Source organism: Leeuwenhoekiella nanhaiensis (genome assembly GCF_002744755.1).
Classification (GTDB): domain Bacteria; phylum Bacteroidota; class Bacteroidia; order Flavobacteriales; family Flavobacteriaceae; genus Leeuwenhoekiella; species Leeuwenhoekiella nanhaiensis.
Genome location: NZ_KZ319287.1, coordinates 372,618 through 393,727 on the forward strand (window position 1 = coordinate 372,618; position 21,110 = coordinate 393,727).

Annotated in this window: 15 protein-coding genes and 1 pseudogene; 11 read left to right on the plus strand and 5 right to left on the minus strand. The window is 38.9% G+C overall.

The features are described from left to right. Window positions 1–35: 35 nt before the first annotated feature. Both CJ305_RS19375 and CJ305_RS01755 read right to left on the minus strand, forming a co-directional pair. Entirely contained in the window at window positions 36–191 is a 156-nt protein-coding gene (locus CJ305_RS19375; protein ID WP_189319359.1) for a hypothetical protein, read from the minus strand. Window positions 192–581: 390 nt separating this feature from the next. After that, entirely contained in the window at window positions 582–995 is a 414-nt protein-coding gene (locus CJ305_RS01755) for a helix-turn-helix domain-containing protein (protein WP_099644513.1), read from the minus strand. Between the two features lie 226 nt (window positions 996–1,221). Here CJ305_RS01755 and CJ305_RS01760 point away from each other — a divergent pair, with 226 nt between their 5' ends. Next, complete coding sequence (locus tag CJ305_RS01760) at window positions 1,222–2,442, plus strand: HEPN domain-containing protein (RefSeq protein ID WP_099644514.1); 1,221 nt, start codon at window positions 1,222–1,224, stop codon at window positions 2,440–2,442. A 721-nt stretch (window positions 2,443–3,163) separates the two neighbouring features. Here CJ305_RS01760 and CJ305_RS01765 read toward each other — a convergent pair. Continuing rightward, window positions 3,164–3,913 (minus strand): hypothetical protein, encoded by a 750-nt coding sequence (locus CJ305_RS01765; protein WP_099644515.1) that lies wholly within the window; start codon window positions 3,911–3,913, stop codon window positions 3,164–3,166. A 136-nt stretch (window positions 3,914–4,049) separates the two neighbouring features. On the opposite strand from CJ305_RS01765, the gene CJ305_RS01770 reads away from it, so the two are divergent. From CJ305_RS01770 to CJ305_RS01805, 8 genes are all read left to right on the plus strand, one after another. Next, window positions 4,050–5,296, plus strand: a protein-coding gene (locus CJ305_RS01770; protein ID WP_394340037.1) for an IS3 family transposase whose coding sequence is annotated in 2 segments (ribosomal slippage) — window positions 4,050–4,389 and window positions 4,389–5,296 — 1,248 coding nt in all. Because the reading frame shifts where the segments join, the coding sequence is not laid out codon by codon here. Window positions 5,297–5,361: 65 nt separating this feature from the next. Beyond that, window positions 5,362–7,038 (plus strand): DUF6377 domain-containing protein, encoded by a 1,677-nt coding sequence (locus tag CJ305_RS01775; protein WP_099644516.1) that lies wholly within the window; start codon window positions 5,362–5,364, stop codon window positions 7,036–7,038. A gap of 309 nt (window positions 7,039–7,347) precedes the next feature. Next, window positions 7,348–10,290: a SusC/RagA family TonB-linked outer membrane protein gene (locus CJ305_RS01780; RefSeq protein ID WP_223248776.1), complete on the plus strand. Its 2,943-nt coding sequence runs from the start codon at window positions 7,348–7,350 to the stop codon at window positions 10,288–10,290. A gap of 7 nt (window positions 10,291–10,297) precedes the next feature. Beyond that, complete coding sequence (locus tag CJ305_RS01785) at window positions 10,298–11,923, plus strand: RagB/SusD family nutrient uptake outer membrane protein (protein WP_099644881.1); 1,626 nt, start codon at window positions 10,298–10,300, stop codon at window positions 11,921–11,923. A gap of 16 nt (window positions 11,924–11,939) precedes the next feature. Further along, window positions 11,940–13,085 carry a SusE domain-containing protein gene (locus CJ305_RS01790; RefSeq protein ID WP_099644517.1) on the plus strand — a complete coding sequence of 382 codons (1,146 nt, stop codon included), beginning with the start codon at window positions 11,940–11,942 and terminating at the stop codon, window positions 13,083–13,085. Window positions 13,086–13,127: 42 nt separating this feature from the next. Then, window positions 13,128–14,570, plus strand: coding sequence for an alpha-amylase (locus CJ305_RS01795; RefSeq protein WP_099644518.1), 1,443 nt, complete (start codon window positions 13,128–13,130; stop codon window positions 14,568–14,570). Window positions 14,571–14,654: 84 nt separating this feature from the next. Further along, window positions 14,655–16,505: a glycoside hydrolase family 13 protein gene (locus CJ305_RS01800; RefSeq protein WP_099644519.1), complete on the plus strand. Its 1,851-nt coding sequence runs from the start codon at window positions 14,655–14,657 to the stop codon at window positions 16,503–16,505. 10 nt (window positions 16,506–16,515) lie between these two features. Next, window positions 16,516–18,633: a TIM-barrel domain-containing protein gene (locus CJ305_RS01805; RefSeq protein WP_099644520.1), complete on the plus strand. Its 2,118-nt coding sequence runs from the start codon at window positions 16,516–16,518 to the stop codon at window positions 18,631–18,633. A 131-nt stretch (window positions 18,634–18,764) separates the two neighbouring features. Here CJ305_RS01805 and CJ305_RS01810 read toward each other — a convergent pair whose 3' ends face one another. Next, window positions 18,765–19,397, minus strand: a complete 633-nt coding sequence (locus CJ305_RS01810) for a helix-turn-helix transcriptional regulator (RefSeq protein WP_099644521.1) — start codon at window positions 19,395–19,397, stop codon at window positions 18,765–18,767. A gap of 85 nt (window positions 19,398–19,482) precedes the next feature. Between CJ305_RS01810 and CJ305_RS01815 the strand changes: the two genes are divergently transcribed. Further along, window positions 19,483–20,091 carry a superoxide dismutase gene (locus CJ305_RS01815; protein WP_099644522.1) on the plus strand — a complete coding sequence of 203 codons (609 nt, stop codon included), beginning with the start codon at window positions 19,483–19,485 and terminating at the stop codon, window positions 20,089–20,091. A 174-nt stretch (window positions 20,092–20,265) separates the two neighbouring features. On the opposite strand, the gene CJ305_RS01820 is transcribed toward CJ305_RS01815, so the two are convergent. Then, entirely contained in the window at window positions 20,266–20,835 is a 570-nt protein-coding gene (locus CJ305_RS01820) for a transporter (RefSeq protein ID WP_143469335.1), read from the minus strand. 50 nt (window positions 20,836–20,885) lie between these two features. Here CJ305_RS01820 and CJ305_RS01825 point away from each other — a divergent pair. Further along, window positions 20,886–21,101: pseudogene (locus tag CJ305_RS01825) on the plus strand (SDR family oxidoreductase); the annotation flags it as partial. Window positions 21,102–21,110 lie beyond the last annotated feature (9 nt).

The window sequence follows — 21,110 nt, forward strand, 5'->3', positions numbered from 1 at the left end:
AGAATTTAAAAATGGAAAAAATATTCTCTTCGTGATTATATTCTAACTTTAGTATTTGTTTTTAATCGTTTATTGAAATCTTGTAAATTTTTACTTGCAATTTCAATATATTTTCTATGTGGTTTTTTTAAAACTACACCATCTTTTGTTGTTGTAGAAATAATTAATCTGCTAAACTCTATATTTTCCATAAATAAAAATGTTTTCTAACATGCTTTAAAAACACTAAACATATACATTTCACCATTAAATTTAAGGAATATGAAAACTTTAGAGTTATGTTTATAAAAATAAACATTTGTCTTAAAATATTTTACAGAATCCCGTAATCTCCAAAAATGTATAGTTATTTCAGGATTAAGAAGCCGGGATGTATAGCAATACTCGGATTAAGACTTTAATTATAGAGAAAAAAGAGGCAAAATCAAGCCTCAGGCAGGGCAACTCCCACTCAAAGGCATAGCAAAGCCTAGGATAGAGTATGAAAACGAGTTTGAAAAAGGCTAAATTTAAGATTTTGTTAACAATGTGGCGAATGCTCTATTTTAATAGTAAGCAGTTTTAAAAGGTAATTTAAGAGGCTATTTCTTCTTAAGTAACTCTTCCAAATAAGCCACTTTATCTTTCTCCGCCTGAAGTAATCTCTCATAAAGTTTTTCCTTTTCTTCGTAGGCTATAATTAACTTATCTAAAGGATTAAAGGTGCAATGAAAATTTGTTAAAGGTCCATTATTTACACTGTTATCATTAAAATTATTGATATTGTGGAAGATAGACTCTTCCGAGAAATTCTGAATTCCTTCTTTAGTAACCCCGAGCACTTTAGCCACTTCTTCCAACTTTATATCATCCAAAGTTTCGCTTTGTTCAATATGCGAGACACTTTGCTGGCTGATTCCCAGTTCGTGTGCCAGAGCTTCCTGTTTCATCCCACGCAATTCGCGAATGCGGGCGATCTTTCTTCCGATGTGGTTGGGCTTGGTTGTAGTGGTCATAATCCTGGAATTTATGAAGTGTGCATGTTGATAAATCGTAGACAAGGTAAAACTTTATCTCCAGTTTTATAAATCCTTATGGTATTTTTCAGTGCTATACCTTTAAAAAGGTTTATCCCTCATAGTCTCCTGGTAACTTACCAATCTCGATGGGTCAATTACTATTAGGTTTGGTTCGGCACCGTTGGTACTGTCAGTAACATCCTGTACGTTAAAAACATCGGTTATGACCACTTATTTGAATATTCCGCAGGATTTTCAGCACAAAGAACGCTTAGCGCAGTTGCTGCATCGTATTTTAAATGCAATTGTATTGGATTCATTTTATCTGTCCAGATTACAGCAAGAGGATGATTTGAGTTATTATTTTCTTACCGGTTTTATCGACGTGAATATAGACCCGATTCCCAATGAAGTATTGACTCTGGTTTCAAAAATGCAGCAGGACTATCTGGAATTCAAAATTCGGTTGTACACCGAAGAGCAGGCTCAAACCGAATTAGAGCGTGGAAGTTTGTATTTTATTGAACACTGCAGCCTTGGGGATTGTGTGTATGCCAACCCTGAAGGGGAGAACTTACTGATGTATTCAGAATTACCATTGGATAATTTAGTAAGATACGCTCAGAGACATTTTAAACGGGAGCAGTTAAAAGTACGGGCCTTTGAGAGTGCTGCAGATGCTTTTGTAAAAGAAGAGCATTTTGGTCTGGCGGCTTTTAATTTTCATCAGGCTTTTGAATTGCTATTCCGCTCTATAGAACGCCTATGTATTGGCAAGAGTAAAATAACCCACAGCATTTGCAGTCACATCAACTACTGTAGAGCCTTTTTTCCTCAGGTAATCCCTTTCTCCAATACTCCCGAGGACAAAGAAGTGCTGATTCTTTTAGAGCACGCCTATAGTGCCGGGAGATATGAAGATGAATATCTTATTGATCAGGGACAACTCGAAAAGATAAAAAACGAACTTACCTCTTTTCACACTAAAGTAGAAGGTCTGTATACCCAACACCTGCAGTATTGCCTAAAGCGTATTCATGGAGATCCCTTGGAAGTAGCGGAAGAATCACAATCGACTACTTCTGAATCAGACATGGCAGATAAACCAAATTTGGAAAGCAACGAAAAATTAAAAAAGCTTATTGAAGAAAAAATAATCAAACGAAAAGAAGCAACACAAACAGGTTACCGTTTAAACTTGGAATTACAGGGCATAACCGATGTTCTTTTCACCATTAGCGGAATACTTAAAGTTTGTATTCTCGCCTGCAATTATGCAGAAGGTCGTTATTCCCGGATCATACCACAACCCAATATAAACATACAAACCGCTCTGGAGCATATTTACGAACTGCTCCCTTTTGAAGAAATGGAATGTTTGGAAGAAATTGTAAAAAATCATCCTGATTTCATTAAAAATACTACTCACAATCAAATGTCTTAAACTAAAACATTTACTTATTTCATCTTGAGCAAGTCCTTTTTTGCTCCGAAGAAATAGTATTGTAGATCAAAATGCATATGGGTTTTGGTTGTTTCATTTACTTCCTCCAGAGCCATCGCATTACCTTTTTGATAGGCTATCTTTTCGGGATTTTAAATTAGAAGAGGGCTATAAATAGGAAGGCGCAGCCGACCGGTTTATGCGCCCGACTAATTTAGAATCCTGTATTTTTTCTATCAAAAAAGGTATGCTGTCTGGAGTGGATCAAAAAGAAAATAAATCACGAAAGTAAAAGATAGGGCCATTTCAAGTTAGAATGCCCGGCGAACTCAGGTCAAAAAAATTCCTCCCCATTTAATAAGATACTAATTGAATTTTTTGGCCTGTGTTCAAGACTTTCTGGACGAACCTCTTTCCCCGAAACCTAGTGTAGGGGAATGTGGTGAGGACTACCTAGATTACCTTTCATTACCCCTATCATATTGGAATTTGTCGCAAAAATTGGCCTGTTTACAGGGCTTAAAAGCGCATTTGTCGCAAATTTAAACCTACAAGCCACCAAGAGAGATAAATTAGATACTGAATGTCAGTAATTTAAAATTGAAAATGTGTACTGTAACATCGCGCAGCGTGTTACCCTCTTGCTACACATTTTTCTCCGCTTTGCTCTTAAAAAATGCTATTCATTTGCTCTTATACTTCTAGGACACAAATTTTGTAATCATAAAACAAAAAATTTCGATTTATAAGTTTTATACCAATCATTTTCCCACCCAATCCCCTGATTTAGGGTTTTCAAACTGGAGTATACATATTTCCCGCGATCGTTTAAATTGTCCGTATCCCCTTCATAATCTGCGTAAAGATACTTAAGTAAAATGTGTTCAGACCTTGTAAAGGTACTTCCTAATATTCTGTAGTATTTTTTCAATGACTCATTCTTTAAATTACTTGGGAATTGAGTATTAATATAATTTACAATTGTAAATAAACTATTTAAATATGAATTTACAGCTTTTAAAAAATCAGTACTGTCTTTAAGAAAAATTGAGGATTGGCCTTTCAAAGAGATATCTTCTGTTTCATTTTTTTTATATTCTTGATAGATCTCCTCCATTTTCATTTCAACAAAGAGATCTATGACTTCTATGCCAGTTGCGCCATTTAATCTCAATCTGTCAAAAGTTCGTTCGTGTATCTCAATCAATTGAAAAAAATTAGCATCAAACAGCTGTTGATTTTGAAAAGCTGAACTATTATTTATTTCATTAAATTGAGTCCAAATAGTTAAGATTAAAATAATAATACCAGCTGCTCCAAATATTGCATTAGCGAGACCGTACGAATCTCCAAAACTTCCCCGATCTTCTCCGGGTAAATAAAAAGTTATCAAGGTATTAAACAATAAAATTACTATGGTAGCTACAATAAGGCTTACTAATATTATTTTTTGCTTTTTTGACAGATTCATTAGAACGATATAATTAAATATGAATAAATTCTATAAAAACTAAAAATAAGGCAGAAGTTGTTAAAATCTAGGTTTCGGATCTGGAATATAAAATTTGTCCCGTCCTGGAATAAGTTGACACAAATTCGACTTATTTATGAAACATTCAGAAAAAGCAAGTACTAAGCGTACTCAGCGAGATTACAATTTAGGCTTTAAATTAGCGGTTGTATCTCAAGTAGAAAAAGGCGAGATGACTTATAAGCAAGCCCAAAAAGCTTATGGTATTCAGGGAAGAAGCACTGTTTTGGTTTGGTTACGAAAACACGGTACCTTAGATTGGAATAAACCTAAGTCAAGGCTTACTTACATCAAAATGAAAGAAACACCTGCTCAAAAGATCAAGAGGTTAGAAAGAGAATTATCGGATGAAAAGCTCAAGAATAAGATTCTCAATACGATGATCGACATCTCAGATCAGCAATATGGCACTTCCATCAGAAAAAAGCATTTACCCAATCAATCCAGCGAATCCGGCAAGAACACTGGCTAAGCCTGTCGCGTTGTTGCAGATTGTTTGGGATAAGCAGACAGGCTATCTATCAAGCAGAAAAACGAGCAAAGACAAGGATTGATGAGCTTACCCTGATTAAGCCGCTGATTTTAAAAGTGCGTCAACAAATGCCAAAGCTGGGTACACGTAAATTATATTATCTGCTCAAAGTTGAATTTCAAAGGATCGGGATCAAAATAGGCAGAGATGCCCTGTTTGATTACCTGAGGTCCGAGTCAATTCTTATCAAGCCAAGAAAGAATTATACGAAAACAACGGATTCCAGACATTGGTTAAGAAAGCACCCCAACCTGATGAAAGATGTTATACCGGTAAGACCAGAGCAGTACTTTGTAAGTGATATTACTTATATCAAAAGTAGAGAAAGAACTCATTACCTCTCTCTGGTCACAGACGCTTTTAGCAGAAAGATAATGGGATATCACCTAAGCGATGATATGAGTGCTGAAAACGTGGTTCAAGCAATGAAGATGGCCAATAACAACAGAATCACATCTGAAGAGCTAATACATCATTCTGACAGAGGCCTGCAGTATTGCTCCTCGTTATATCAAACCGAATTGAAGCGTTCTAATGTGACCCCCTCAATGACAGATGGGTATGATTGTTATCAAAATGCTTTAGCAGAACGAATAAACGGAATATTAAAGGGAGAGTTCTTGATTAATAAATGTAATACAGGTCAGGAACTCAAAATATTAATTCAGCAGTCAATAAAAACCTATAACAATGAAAGACCACATTTAAGCCTTAAGTACAAAACATCTAATTTTATACACAACAAAAATCCCTCGAAGATAGCTTCGAGGGATCTATTAAATGTTTATTAAAACTGTCAATCTATTTTAGGACGACTCAGATTATATTGTCTAGAATCTTAATTATTAAGTATAGCATGACTACATATAACACTGCATTTTTATACAGCATACTCTTTTTGTTGATTTCAAATGTTTTGTTGGGACAGAAGAATGAAGCCTTAGAGGAGTTGCTTAATACTATTGAGAATTCTGAAGAATACGATCGCACTAAGATCGCACACATTAATAAATTATCTCGGCAACTTAGCGCACTTGATAGTTCGTCTATACAGCGAAGGTTTGACGTTAACAGATCCCTTTTTTATGAATATCGAATTTTCAAACAAGATTCGGCCTTTAAATATGGGGTGCGTTCTAAGCAACTTGCCGAGCAATTAGGCGATGCGCGTTTGATTGCAGAAACCACACTTGATATGGCAAACGTCTGTGTTTCTGCAGGAATGTTTAGTGAGGCTCTGGCGTATTTAAATGGGATAGATCTCAATGAAATACCAGAAGATATACGATTTTCCTTATACGGTTTGCTGGGACGCTGTTATAGCGATATGGCAGATTACAGTACCATAACCTATTTTTCAAAACTATACCGAAAGAAAGCCAAAGAATACCATCAACAATCTCTCGAACTGGCCACACCGGGCACCTGGGATTATATTATGTTGAGAGGTTATCTCAATAACAAATACGGTAATCCCGAAGAAGCTTTAGAAGAACTCATTCCTTCTTTAGATATGCGGAAGGATTTGCGGTCGCAGGCCGTTGTAAATTCAGTTTTGGGAGATATCTACGTGCAGCTGGGCGATAGAGATCAAGCGATCTCACACCTTGCTCAGTCCTCAATCGCAGATATTAAATCTTCAGCAAAAGAAAATTTGTCTATGATACAGCTGGCGGAATTTTTATTTCAGCAAGGCGATATCAAATTGGCTTCAGAATTCATTAAAAAGGCAAATGAAGATGCAGAAGCCTACGGAGCGCAGCAACGTAAAATACGCGTAGGCGCGATCTTACCGCTTATAGAAGAGCAAATTATCACACAGGTTGAAACGCAACGAGAGCGCTTATCCCAACAAAATATACTTCTTATGGTCTTGCTGGCAGTCTTGCTGATGCTTGCTGTTGTGACCTATATACAGTTGCGCAGATTAAAACGCGCCAGAAAGGCCCTTTTAGTCGCACACAAAGATCTTCAGGTTAAAAATGAGCGAATCGTTGAGGTGAACGAGACTATCTATTTAAAAAACGAAGAGCTCAATAGGGTTAATAATCTATTGCTCGAAGCAAACAAGATCAAAGAAGATTATATAGGTTTTTTCTTTACTCAGGATGCTGATATTTTTGAGAAGTTCAAAGAATTTAAAACCCGAATTGATGCAAATGTTAAGAAGAGTAATTTAGACGGCATCAAATACCTGTCGCAGAGCTACGACCTTAAAAAGGAGAAAAAGAAACTTCTCGAAAGTTTTGATAATGCATTTATCAAGCTCTTCCCCAATTTTACAGCAGAATTCAATTCACTTTTAAAGGAAGGTGAGCAAATTAAACTCAAAGAAGGTCAGTTGCTCAACAAAGAGCTTCGCATTTTTGCGTTAATACGTCTCGGAATTAAACATAATGAAATAATAGCTCAGGTTTTAGGCTATTCTGTCAATTCTATCTACGCATATAAGACTAAAATCAGGAATAAATCATTCTTAGATAAGAAGGATTTTGATGAAATGCTACTCGAAAAGACCCGTCTTAAGCTCTAGAATTGGACAGTTTGTGGTCTTATTTTCTATATAAAAAAAGCATTTATTTTTAAATAAAACGCTACAAAACAACTAGTTGTGTGGTTTTGTGACGCTATATTTTCTATATGAATTTCTAGAGGTGTTGTGAGCGCACGTAATTTCTTGATTTTTGTGGTGTATGTGGATTCTTAACCTAATCCAATACAGATTTAGCATTTGATCCAAATGTAAAACAGCTCGTCGATATCGAAATAGTAGTACAATTCGATATACATACGAAAACGTTTGCAGGAGGGTTTCGGCTAAAAGCCACTTAAAATTCATTTAATGAACGAGAAATTTATGAGAGAATTATTCAAAAGCTTGAGGCTGCTATTTTTTATACTGCCTATGAGCTTTTTTGCTCAAAATGCGGTAACCGGTGTAGTTACTGAAGCTGCTACGGGTATGCCCATTCCCGGAGCTAACATTATTGTAAAGGGAACAAGCAATGGTTCTACAACAGATTTTGATGGTAATTATACTATCAATAATGTTAAAGAAGGAGATGTGTTATTATTTTCTTTTCTAGGTTTTCAAGAACAGCAAATTGCTTTTACCGGTCAGAATCAAATTAATGTAGCTCTAGAGGAAAGTCAGACGAGTCTTGATGCTGTAGTTGTAATCGGTTACGGTACGGTAACAAAAAAGGATGCTACCGGTGCTGTTAATCAAGTATCTACCGAAGACTTTAACAAAGGTCAGGTCAATACTGCGGGTCAGCTGATCACCGGTAAAATTGCAGGTGTGACCGTAACTTCTGGCGGGGGAGCTCCCGGAGAAGGTCAAAACATAAACATACGCGGTATTGGTTCTATTTCGTTGAACAGCTCGCCGTTATATGTAGTTGATGGGATTCCGTTAGATAACAGCAATGTAGGTGGTTCACGCAACCCACTAGATTTTATCAACCCTGCAGATATCGAGACCATGACGGTGCTTAAAGATGCCTCATCTACAGCTATTTACGGTTCACGTGCAGCAAACGGGGTAATATTAATTACGACCAAAAAGGGTAAAGGAAATGAATTTAAATTCAATTACTCAGGGTCTTCAACAGTCTATCGCCCTACCAATTATGTAGATGTGATGAATGGTGATGAGTTTAGAACACTTGTGAACAATGTAGGCAATGCTGCCGCAATTTCCCGCTTGGGTAATGCCTCTACAGATTGGCAACGTCTAATTTACAATGAGGCGATGGGATCTGAGCATAACATAAGCAGTACAGGTAACATAGGCGGTTTTATGCCGGTGCGTGCCTCTGTAGGATATACTGATCAAGATGGTGTTTTAAGAGGGGATAACTTCTCTCGTACCACCGGTTCAGTAAGTTTAAGACCGAGTTTTATGGATGGCCACTTAAAGATGGAAATCAATGGTCGTGGTATGTATACCGAAAATACATTTGCCAACCGTGATGCTATTGGTGCTTCAGTAGATTATGACCCTACAAAAAGCGTTTACAGTGCAGATTCTCCATTTGCCAACTACAACGGATGGTACACTTATAATGCAGAAGCAGATCGTTTTATACAAAACAGCCTTTCCCCCACAAACCCAATTGCCCTGATCAATGAGAAAGATGATTCTGCTGAAGTAAGAAGATTTATTGGTAATGCAAAAGTTGACTATAAGCTGCACTTCTTTCCAGATCTTACTGCGACGGTAAATATAGGTTTAGATAAAACCAACAGTCACGGTCGTACCATTATTTCAGACCAGATGCCATCTTCTCAATTAGACTGGAATGGTGCCTACTCTAACTATATCAACAGCGCGACTAACAAGCTTTTTGATGCGTATTTGACGTATGATAAAGACTTTGGGAAAAGCTCTATAAATGCGGTTGCAGGATATTCTTACCAAAGTTTTGAATATGATAATTACAGCTTTGACAGCGAGGCGCAAGAAGAGGGTAATGATGCAGAATTTATAGATAAATGGCGCAGTACGTTACTTTCCTACTTTGGTCGTGCAAACTACAATTACGATGATCGTTATTTGTTAACAGCAACAATGCGTGCTGATGCTTCTTCAAAGTTGAACCCGGATGATCGTTGGGGCTATTTCCCATCTTTTGCTGTAGCGTGGAATATTAATAACGAAGACTTTTTCAATTCTGAAACTATTAACCAGCTGAAGTTACGCGTGGGTTATGGGGAGATCGCAAACGTAAACGGTCTGGGAGACTACTTGTTTTTAACTAAATATACCGGTAGCCGTTCTAATGCTAACTACCAGTTTGGCAATACCTATTATCAAACCTATCGTCCAGATGCGTACAATGAAGATTTGCGCTGGGAAGTAGGAAAGACATTAAATGCCGGTATTGATTATGCGTTGTTTAATAACAGAGTAACCGGTTCTTTAAACGCTTATTTAAAGAAAACCGAAGACTTAATTAGTTTTGTAACGGTTGACCCTTTTACCAATTTCTCTAATAAAATTGACAAGAATATTGGTGATATGGAAAATAAAGGGATCGAATTTGAATTGAATGTTACTCCGGTGCAATCCGAAAATTTCACCTGGAGAATAGGGTACAACATTGCGTATAATGATAATGAGATCACAAACCTTCCTGATCAAGTGGAACAAGGAGGAATATCTGGAGGTACCGGTAACACCGTTCAATTGCATAAAGAAGGCTATAGCCCTTTTTCATACTATGTATACAAGCAGGTTTACGACGCAAACGGCAGACCAATAGAAGGTGCTTTTGTAGATCGCAATGGTGACAACCAGATCAATGATGATGACCGTTACTTATATAAAGATCCGTTTGCAGATGTTACAATGGGGTTAAATACCAACCTAAACTATAAACAATGGGATCTTGCTATTGTTTCTCGCGCGAGTTTAGGCAACTATGCATACAACAATATGGCTTCAAGCAGATCTTATGAAGTGCGTGCAACCGAAAACAGCATTCTTACCAATTTGCACAGGTCGTATTACGATACCGGTTTTCAATCTATAACCGAAGCTAGCCTTCAAAGTGATTATTATGTGCAGGATGCGTCTTTCTTCAAGTTAGATAATATCACACTAGGCTACACATTTGGTGAGATCTTTGAAGATTCAGATTTAAGAGTTTATGGTTCTGCTCAAAATGTTTTGACCATTACAGACTACGACGGTCTTGACCCGGAGATTAGCGGGGGTATTGATAATAACTTTTATCCCAGACCTAGAATTTACACGTTTGGCGTTAATCTAAACTTCTAAAAAAATGATGAAAATGAATTATATAAAAAAATTAATCCTGATCGTCCCTACGTTACTCATTGTATCGTGTACAGATGATTTAGATCAGACGCCTATTGATCCGGACAGTTTTACAGAAACTAATGTTTTTGCTACTGCAGATGAGGCCAAAGGCGCACTTGCAAAACTTTATGCGAGTTTAGCGTTAACCGGTCAGCAAGGTCCTGCAGGTCAGGCTGATATTACGGGTATTGATGAAGGTACTTCTCAATATTCACGCTTGTTATTCAGTTTAAATGAATTGACTACAGACAACGCTGTGGTAGGTTGGGGAGACCCGGGTTTGCCTAATTTGCACGCGATGAACTGGGGCGCAGGTAATGATTTTACTACCGGTATGTATTACCGTCTTGCGCAAGAAGTTTCGTTTGCAAACTCTTTTATTGAGAATGCAGCAGCTTTAAATGACAATGCAGAGGTTGAAGCTTTTATTGCTGAAGCGCGTTTTCTTAGAGCTTTTGCTTACTTCAATTTGTTAGACCTTTACGGTAATGTTCCCTTAGTGACGGTGATTTCTACAGAGTTGCCGGAGCAAAGTTCAAGAGCAGACATCTTTAATTTTGTGGAGTCTGAATTGTTAGAAATTTCAGATGTGCTTAAAGAAAGCGGTGCTAATGAATATGGTCGTGTAGATCGCGTTGCAGCCTGGGCACTACTTTCTAAGTTGTATTTAAATGCAGAAGTGTGGGCAGGAGAAGACCACTATACTGATGCGATCACCTATGCAAAACTAGCGATCAATTCTAGCTACAGCATCAATACGAATGATACCAACGGAAACGGTTCTGCTTATGACGAACTTTTCTTAGCTGATAACAACTCTAACGGAGCTCAAAATGAATTTATTTTCGCTCTTAATTTTGATGGAAATAATTCTAGAACCTACGGAGGAACAACATTCTTAGTACACGCTGCGATAGGTGGTTCTATGGATGCTTTTAACTTTGGGGTAAATGGTGGATGGAGTGGTTTACGTACCACCAAAGCACTAGTAAATAAGTTTGATTATTCAGTTACTACTACAGATGCAGATGGTAATCCTACCGAATGGGCAGACGCACGTGCGATGTTTTACACAGACGAGCAAAACTTAGAGATCAATACCATCTCAAACACTTTTACCGATGGATATGCGATCACTAAATTTAAAAATATAGATTCTCAGGGTGCTGCGGGTAGCGATGCCGGTGGAGACTTTGTAGATACAGATTTACCTTTAATTCGTGTTGCAGAGATCTATCTTACCTATGCAGAAGCAGTACTACGAGGCGGTTCTGGAGGTGATCTCAGCACTGCTACCGGTTATGTAAATGAATTAAGAGCACGAGCTTTTGGTTCTACTGCAGGAAATATAGCTTCCGGAGATCTTTCGCTAGACTTCATTCTAGACGAGCGTGCCCGCGAACTTTATTGGGAAGGGCAACGCAGAACAGATCTTGTTCGTTATAACGACTTCACCACAGGAAATTACCTATGGCCTTTTAAAGGAGGTTCAAAATCAGGAACTGCGGTTGATGATTTTAGAAAATTATTTCCATTACCTAGTAACATCATTTTGATTAATCCTAACCTGACCCAGAATACAGGCTATTAATAAAACATCTAACACAATGAAAAAAATAACTTTTATATTCATCGCGTTTATCGCACTAGTAAACTTCACAGCCTGTTCAGACGATGATGGCTTTACATTTACTGCAATACCTGATCCTGATGGAGTGTTTTTTACAAACGCTACGTTAGAGACTTACAATTTGACAGCTTCAAATTCTGATAACCTTGCAGAACGTTTCGTATGGAATGAAGTTGACTTTGATGTACAAACACCTGTAAATTATGAGGTTCAGGGTTCGGCTTCAGAATCTTTTGAGACGTATTCTGTTCTAGGAGATGTTACTACAACCAATCTTGCAGTAACTGTAGGAAATATGTTATCTCTTGCCAAAGAAGCAGGTTTAGATAATGATCCAACTACAGCAGAGCCAAACACAGGTATGATCTACTTTAAAATACGTGCTTACGTAGGTGCAGGAGCTGCTAACGTAGTAGAGCAATATTCAGATGCTTTGGCAATTTCTGTTACGCTACCTGAGGCAGCAGAAGAAGAAGAAGAGCTTGATTTACCTAAGCTTTTTGTGGTTGGTAACTTCCTAAATTCGGGCGGGTATGGTTCAGACTGGACTCCTGCTGATGCAGTACCACTAGCGGCTTCTGCAGATGGTAATACAGATTATGAAGGGTTTGTAAATATCAACTCGGCCGCTCCAGAATATAAATTCTTACCTACTAACGAAAGTTTTGATGGTGATTATGGAGACACTGGCGATAATAATGGTGATTTCTCAGGGACTATTGAGCAAGAAGGTGAGGTAAATGCAGGTACTCCTGACGGAACCGGCGGTTATTTCTTAGTAAGCGTAGATACAGAAGCCTTGACGTATAACCTTACTAAAACGAGCTGGGGAGTAATAGGTAATGCAACTCCTACAGGATGGGATAGTGATACCGATATGGTTTATGATGCTGCTGCAAAAACTTGGAGTGTGACGCTTGATCTTACTGAGCAAGAAGCTCCAAACAATGGTATCAAATTCAGAGCAAATGATGCTTGGGATTTAAACATTGGTGATACTGGTGCAGACGGCAGTGCTGAGTTTAATGGGGAGAACATAGGTATTCCTGAAGATGGGAATTATACCATCACCTTAGATCTTAGCAACCCAAGACAATACAAGTACTCTATATCTAAAAATTAATAAAAAGGCTGCCCTGCGCAGCCTTTTCTAAACTTATATTATATGATACAGAAATTTATTAGAAATCCTTTTTTCTATCTTTTTGTACTCTTATTCATTGCGAGCTGCTCGTCTGATGATACGACTACAGAAACCGGTGGAGAAGAAGGCGAGGGCACAGATCCTATCGCATATTCGGCATTAGATTTACGCAATTACGACAATGGAGACAGGGTAATGATGCAGGCTTTTTATTGGGATGTAGAACCGCGTTTTGAGTGGTGGAATACATTATCCGGTAAAGTTGCCGGTTGGAGTGAAGCGGGTATCAACCGCATCTGGCTGCCGCCGGCAAGTAAGGGCCAATCTGGCGGATACTCTATGGGGTATGATGTTTCAGATTATTTTGACTTCGGAAACTTTGAGCAACACGGTACGGTGGCGACACGCTTTGGTACGCGTGCAGATCTTGAAAATCTTATTGCAACGGCTCACGATAATGATCTGGAAGTGATCGCAGATATTGTGTTAAATCACAACTCAGGTGGTGGCTTAGAGTACAACCCCTATCGCGGTTATGATACCTATAGCCTTTTTGATGAAACCCACGGGAATGCTTCAGGAATGTTCAATAGAAACTATGAAGATTTTTACCCTAACAGTGTGAGTAATTACGATCCGGGTAGTTTGTTTTACGCAGAGACCAATCTGGATCACCACAGAGAGCGTGTTCAAAACTGGTTGTGGAAAGATGAGAATTCCGTAGCAAAATATTACAAGAATGTGATGGGTTTTGATGGTTGGAGATTCGATTACGTTTTAGGGTTTGAGTCTTTTGTGATTAAAGATTTTCTGGCAGAAGTAGGTGGTTTTTCAGTTAGTGAATTATGGGATGGCGATCCAGATCTAATTCGCGCTCATATTGAAGCTACCGGTAGTGGAGCATTTGATTTTGCTGCTTTTTACAGAATGGAGCAAGCATTTGATCGCTATAGTGACTTGACTTATTTGACCAGAGATCAGGTTTGGCAATCTCACCCGGATAAAGCAGTGACGTTTACTGCAAACCACGATACAGAGAAAGATGGTAACATAGATAATTATATCGAGTATGCTAACAAGCTTAAAGCGTATGCTTTTATAATGACGCACCCTGGTTATCCTACCGTTTTTTACAAAGATTATGAGAATGAAGAGTTTCAGGCGCAGCTTAACAAGTTGATCTTGATTCACAATTCATTAGCTACCGGTGATCTTGAGGTGTTGTATGCAGATGAAGATGAGTATATCGCAAAGCGAAAAGGTGCCGGTAACAATCCTGGTCTTATCATTTACATCACCACAAACAGCAGTATTAAAAGACGCAGTATAGCTACGGGGTGGAATGATAGTATGTTGATGGATTATTCTGAAAATTCTACCTATACTACAATGACAGATGCAGAAGGAAGCGCGCAGCTAGAAGCACCTGCAAACGGTTATGCAGTATGGTCTGTAATGCAATAAACGAGCATTTATTTTTTTTGAACTAGACTAATAAACAGCCGAAGCATTCTCATTGAATTTTCGGCTGTTTTAATATCCCTTACTATGATCAAAACGATTAAGAATTTGTTCCTTTTAGCTTGTTTCTGTCTTTTAGGTTTCAGCGGAAATGCACAGCTCAAAAAAGTAGAGCCGCCGTATTGGTGGGCAGGTATGGAAAAATCTGAGATACAAATCCTTTTCTACGGAAAAGATATTGCAGATTACAAAGTGTCTTTGCAAGAAGATGTGCCTATAACAGGCATTCGCAAGACTGAGAATCCCAACTATCTTTTTGTAAGTATTGAAACAGCACAAGCTTCAGCAGGAATTTTACATTTTGATTTCAGTAAAAAAGGAAAGGTCAAGTTTACCAGAGATTATGAGCTAAAGGAGCGAACTGCAGATTCAAAGAATCGTGAAGGATATGATAGTAGCGACGTGATGTATTTGTTGATGCCCGATCGTTTTGCCAACGGAAACCCCGATAATGATTCAGTTGATGGCTTAACTGATACCTACAATCGAGAAAAAAACGGTGGCAGACACGGCGGGGATATTAAAGGGATTGTAGATCATCTGGATTACCTCGAGGAGTTAGGAGTAACTACACTTTGGAGTACACCGCTTTTAGAGGACAATGACCCCGGATATTCATATCATACCTATGCGCAAAGTGATGTGTATAAGATTGACCCGCGCTATGGTTCTAATGAAGATTATAAAAATCTAGCTTCAGAATTGCACAAACGTGATATGAAATTGGTGATGGATTATGTGACCAATCATTGGGGTGCAGAGCATTGGATGGTAAAAGACCTGCCTACGTATGACTTTATCAACCAATTTCCCGGTTATGCTCAGTCTAATTATAGAATGGAAACGCAGTTTGATCCGCACGCGGCACACCGCGATCATCACTATTGTGCAGACGGTTGGTTTGTAAAAACAATGCCAGATCTCAATCAGAAAAACCCATTGGTGCTCAATTATCTGATTCAGAATGCTATCTGGTGGATCGAGTATGCAGATCTTGATGGGTTGCGCGTAGATACCTACAGTTATAATGATAAAGAAGGCATCTCAAAATGGACAAAAGCCATTATGGATGAGTACCCCAATTTTAATATTGTAGGTGAAGTTTGGTTGCACGATCAAGCACAGATCGCTTATTGGCAAAAAGATAGTAAGATAGGAGCGATTCAAAATTATAATACTTATTTACCGTCGGTGATGGATTTTACCTTGCACGACGGCCTGACTTCTATGTTTTCTGAGAAAGGAGGCTGGGACACCGGGATGAAGAAAGCGTACAACAATTTTGTAAATGATTTTTTATATCCGGATACCAATAATCTTCTCGTCTTTTTAGAGAATCACGATACCGGCAGGTTTAACGAGATCTACGATCAGGATATCAATGCCTATAAATTAGGACTTACCCTTATTGCTACAACGCGTGGTATTCCGCAACTTTATTATGGTTCAGAAATTGGGATGCGCGGCGATAAGGCAAAAGGTGATGGCGATATACGCAGAGACTTTCCCGGAGGTTGGGAAGGTGACGCGCTAAATGCCTTTAAAGCTTCGGTAAGAACGGAGCAACAAAATCAATTTTACGACTTCACTCAAAAGTTACTCAACTGGAGAAAATCAGCAAAGGCGATCCACTCCGGAATCCTAACGCAGTACATTCCAGAAAATAATGTTTACGTTTTCTTCAGAAGCCTAAACGATGCTCAAGTTATGGTGGTGCTCAATAATAATGATGAAGTGCAAACGCTTGATCTTTCTCGTTTTTCAGAAAGTATAAAATCAAGTACTGCAGGTGTAGAAGTGCTGAGCGGGAAACAAATTGCATTAAAACAAACGCTTACAGTACCTGCTAAAACCCCAATGATAATAGAATTAAATTAGAATAATAACAATGAAAAAATTCACCCTACTTTATATTTTAGCATTAACCGCGTGTTTACCGGCGGTTTTTGCACAATCTTCAAGTCTTGCAGAATCTGGCGTGGCGGTTTTTTACCCTGCAGATTTTGACTCGATTAACACCTTGCCTTCCTTGGCGATAATTAAAGATTTGCCAAAGCGCGATTCGCTACCGGGAGATTGGGCAATCAAACCTGAGTTTGTTACTCAAGACGGAAAAACTTCGGTACATTTTGATTTAAATGCCAACATAGATCTTTATGGAACCGGTGAAGTCATCGGCGATCTGCGTCGTAACGGTGCCGATGTTACTTTATGGAATACCGACAACTACGAGTACGGAAAATTTGATGGAAAGCAGCTTTATCAAGCGCATCCTTGGGTTTTAGGAGTACGTCCAGACGGAAGCGCTTTTGGTATTCTTGCAGACAATTCCTGGAGACAAGAAATTCGCTTAGATGTGGGAGTCGATATTATAAGTGAAGGTCCTGCCTTTCGTGTTATTGTGATCGAGAAGAATAGTCCGCAAGAGGTTATGAAAAGTCTGGCCGATCTTACCGGTAAGATGGAAATGCCTCCGCTATGGGCATTGGGCTATCAGCAATCTCGGTATTCCTATTTTCCGGACACGAATGTAAAAGAGCTGGCAGACGGTTTTAGAAGCCGAAATATTCCTGCAGATGTGATCTGGATGGATATTGATTATATGGACGGCTTTAGAGTGTTTACCTTCGATCCTGAAGGATTTCCTGATCCTAAAAGTTTGAATGATTATTTGCACGCTCAAGATTTTAAATCGGTTTATATGATAGACCCGGGTGTGAAGCAAGATTCGCTGTATAGCGTCTATCAAGAAGGAAGCGCCGGCAATCACTGGGTTTTAGATTCGTTAGGTAAAGAGTATAACGGTGAAGTTTGGCCCGGGCAGGTTGCGTTTCCAGATTATACAAGACCTGAAACGCAAAAATGGTGGGCTTCTTTGTACACCGATTTTATGAATCTGGGCATTGACGGTGTTTGGAATGATATGAACGAACCGGCGGTTTTTGATGGTCCGGGAGGTTCTATGCCAGACCATAACATACACCGTGGAGGTGGCGATTTGCCAAAGGATATTCATTTAAGATATCATAACGTTTACGGGTTGTTGATGGTGCGCTCCAGCCGTGAGGGAATTATAGATGTTAATCCAGACAAGAGACCTTTTGTACTCTCTAGAGCCAATTATATTGGTGGACAGCGATATGCTGCCACATGGACGGGCGACAACTCGGCTACTTGGGATAATTTAAAAATGTCGATCCCAATGTCGATCAATCTTAGTCTTTCTGGGCAGCCTTTTAACGGGCCGGATATCGGCGGATTTACCAAGAGCCCGTCTGCAGATCTATTCGGAAACTGGATCGCTTTAGGAGCGTATTATCCGTTCAGTAGAAATCACACCTCTAATGAAACTGAGCCTCAGGAACCTTGGGCTTTTGGCGAAGAGATCGAGAATGTAGCGCGCACAGCGATCAACCGTCGCTACCGTTTACTGCCGTATCTATACACCTTGTTTCACGAAGCGGCAACCACAGGAATGCCAATTATGCGCCCTACGTTTTTTGCAGATATTGAGGATGAAAACTTACGCGAAGAGCAGCAAAGTTTCTTATTAGGTGAAAATCTATTGATTATTCCGCGTTGGGCTGAAGATGTACAAATGCCTGAAGGAGACTGGCAACAAATCCCATTTGAAGAGACGGATGATACGTATCAGGCGATCGTAAAATTAAGAGATGGAGCGATCGTGCCTATGGGACCTGTAATTCAAAGCACAGAAGATTATAGCACCGCTAAGATGACATTATTGATAAATACAGATGAAAATGGTCACGCTACCGGAAGTTTATATGACGATGCGGGCGAAGGTTTTGAATACCAAAACGGAGAATTTGCAGAGCTAAAATTCACAGCAAAGCAAAAAGGAAACAAAAAAGTAAACGTAAAAATCGAGCAGGTTGCGGGAGCGCAAAAGGCTGCACGTGAATTTAGAATAGCATTAGTAAAAGACAATCAGATCATCTATTCTGATTGGTCATCAGATGATGAATTGACCCTGAAGTTTTAAGTAGTTTAGTTGAATTTTGGTTTGAAAAAGGCTTCCGTATTGGAAGCCTTTTTTAGTACTGTTAATGTAATGCTTAAGCTGAGTAAAAAATACGCGACTTTGATATTTTTTTATCCTTTGAGTCTTTCTTATTAGCCAATCGGGGTAATTTTATATGCACAGCGTTTTGCACCGGTTAAAATATGACTGGTACGTTCAATAGCTACTTGATCTCCTAATACGTTTTTAAAGGTGCGCAATTCCGACTTACAGAAACCTTGACAGGATTTAGCAGCATCACAAATAGGGCAGTGGTTTTCTACTAAAAGATACCCATCTTCTTCCTTAGAAATATGTGCCATATAGCCTTCTTCGGTACGTATAGAAGCAAGCTCATTCAGTTTTTCTTCTAGTGATGCATCGCGATTTATAGCAGCATTGTATTTAAGGATATTGTCGTCACCGGTAGCAAAAATGATGGCATCGAGAGCTTTTTCGCCCAGTGTTTCTTTTATCTTTTCGATCAATTTAATGGTGATGCCGGCGTGCGCATTAGGAAACTGAGCGTGACCTTTTTCAGTAAGTGACCAAATTTGCTGAGGTCGACCTCGCCCTTGAGATTTACTCTCAGATTTGACTAAACCTTCTCCCGACAATTTTTGAAGCTGAAAACGAGCGCCTTCAGTAGTAATTGCTAAGGCCGAAGCCAACTGTTTAAGCGTTTGTGTGCCTTCTTTTTTAAGGATTTCAAGCGTTGTATTATAATCCTGACTTAAATTATTCATAATAAACCAAGTGTTTATTTTTTTTATTAATCAAACTTACTACCTTTGTAAGGTAAATAAAAGATTAATATTAAAATATAACGTTATGAGTTATCAATTGCCAGAATTACCATATGCTTATGATGCTTTAGAGCCTCATTTTGATGCAAAAACTATGGAAATTCACCATACAAAACACCACCAAGGGTATACTACAAAATTAAATGCTGCTTTAGAAAGTGCAGGAATTACTGAAGATCTAGAAAGCTTATTTTCTAAAATCTCGACATTATCGCCTGCGATCAGAAATAACGGTGGCGGATTTTACAACCACAAATTATTCTGGTCGGTTTTAACGCCAGACGCTAAAGAGGCTCCGGAAGGCGCATTGGCTGAAGCGATTACTAATACTTTTGGTTCGCTTGACGCGTTGAAAGACGAATTCAACCAAGCGGCTGCAACACAGTTCGGTTCAGGTTGGGCTTGGCTTGTGGTTGACGCTGAAGGAAACTTAAAAGTGACTTCAACGCCTAATCAGGACAACCCATTAATGGATGTTGCTGAGGTAAAAGGAACTCCTATTTTAGGACTTGACGTTTGGGAGCATGCTTATTATTTGATCTATCAAAACAAGCGCCCAGATTATATCAGTGCATTTTGGAATGTTGTGAACTGGGACGAAGTTTCAGCACGCTACAGCGCCGCAACCAAATAAAAAATTAAGGCGAAATCAACCTTTTGTAAATAAAAACCACCGAAAGCATTGCGCTTTCGGTGGTTTTATAGTTTATAAACTATAATTTAAATGAATGCCCAAACGGTATTTGGCTTCTACCTTTCCTGCATTGAGCTCTTGATTCACCGGAAGCATTACATTAACTCCGGTTCCTTATTTTCCGAAAGAGATTTCTGAACCCAATCTTGCAAACAAGACATTGCCTTGCGTGTCTGCCACCGGCAAACCATAATTTTTATTTTCAGCATAAACTTCTCCTGCTAAACCTGCATACGGAATGATCTTGTCAATCTTTATCGTGTTATACACTTTTGAAAGATTAACGCCATAGGTAAATTGATCACCAAAATGATACTGCGCATTATTTTCGGTTTTGATGGTGTAATTGGCCAAGACACCTAATCCCCAATTCTCATAGCCTATAGAATAATTTGCGGCCAAAACATAATCCCAACTTCCTGTTCCTACTTGAAAACTTGGGTTCACACTGCCTTCATTATTGGCGCGATCGTAAGCACCTGTAGGTATTTTTACACCACCACCAATCTCAAGCATATGTTTGAACTTGGTTTGTTGATTGGCATAAAGTCCATCCATTTTTGGAGTGATTAAGGAGTAGAATGCGAGAATGCTCAGGTCTCCCAAACCGTCGATATTTTGGGAAGAACCATCAATAAAATTACGGTTATGAAAATGATAGGGTAAAATTGCAGTGATGCTCAATTTTTCGGTCACCGGAATTTTCCCCCAAAGTTGTAAGGTGTTGAAATTTTCTTCAACTTAACGGAGTCGCACCGGGGCCTATCTGGACTCCGCTGATTCCGGCTACCTTTGATGATGTGAGTGATTTTGGACAGGATGTGCCTTTAGGAAGAGCCGGGCAGCCCAGTGAAGTGGCTCCTGCCTACGTATTTCTGGCTTCAGCAGATAGCAGTTATATTACCGGGCAGGTGATTCACGTAAATGGGGGTGAAGTGGTAGGTGCCTAGACTTAGGGA

What these genes read in the sequence shown, in the direction of transcription:
- CJ305_RS01790 (WP_099644517.1), top strand. Translation starts at nt 11,940, where the DNA reads ATGAAAAAAATAACTTTTATATTCATCGCGTTTATCGCACTAGTAAAC.
- CJ305_RS01785 (WP_099644881.1), top strand. Translation starts at nt 10,298, where the DNA reads ATGAAAATGAATTATATAAAAAAATTAATCCTGATCGTCCCTACGTTA.
- CJ305_RS01795 (WP_099644518.1), top strand. Translation starts at nt 13,128, where the DNA reads ATGATACAGAAATTTATTAGAAATCCTTTTTTCTATCTTTTTGTACTC.
- CJ305_RS19375 (WP_189319359.1), bottom strand. Translation starts at nt 191, where the DNA reads ATGGAAAATATAGAGTTTAGCAGATTAATTATTTCTACAACAACAAAA.
- CJ305_RS01780 (WP_223248776.1), top strand. Translation starts at nt 7,348, where the DNA reads ATGAACGAGAAATTTATGAGAGAATTATTCAAAAGCTTGAGGCTGCTA.
- CJ305_RS01815 (WP_099644522.1), top strand. Translation starts at nt 19,483, where the DNA reads ATGAGTTATCAATTGCCAGAATTACCATATGCTTATGATGCTTTAGAG.
- CJ305_RS01765 (WP_099644515.1), bottom strand. Translation starts at nt 3,913, where the DNA reads ATGAATCTGTCAAAAAAGCAAAAAATAATATTAGTAAGCCTTATTGTA.
- CJ305_RS01810 (WP_099644521.1), bottom strand. Translation starts at nt 19,397, where the DNA reads ATGAATAATTTAAGTCAGGATTATAATACAACGCTTGAAATCCTTAAA.
- CJ305_RS01755 (WP_099644513.1), bottom strand. Translation starts at nt 995, where the DNA reads ATGACCACTACAACCAAGCCCAACCACATCGGAAGAAAGATCGCCCGC.
- CJ305_RS01800 (WP_099644519.1), top strand. Translation starts at nt 14,655, where the DNA reads ATGATCAAAACGATTAAGAATTTGTTCCTTTTAGCTTGTTTCTGTCTT.
- CJ305_RS01760 (WP_099644514.1), top strand. Translation starts at nt 1,222, where the DNA reads ATGACCACTTATTTGAATATTCCGCAGGATTTTCAGCACAAAGAACGC.
- CJ305_RS01775 (WP_099644516.1), top strand. Translation starts at nt 5,362, where the DNA reads ATGACTACATATAACACTGCATTTTTATACAGCATACTCTTTTTGTTG.
- CJ305_RS01805 (WP_099644520.1), top strand. Translation starts at nt 16,516, where the DNA reads ATGAAAAAATTCACCCTACTTTATATTTTAGCATTAACCGCGTGTTTA.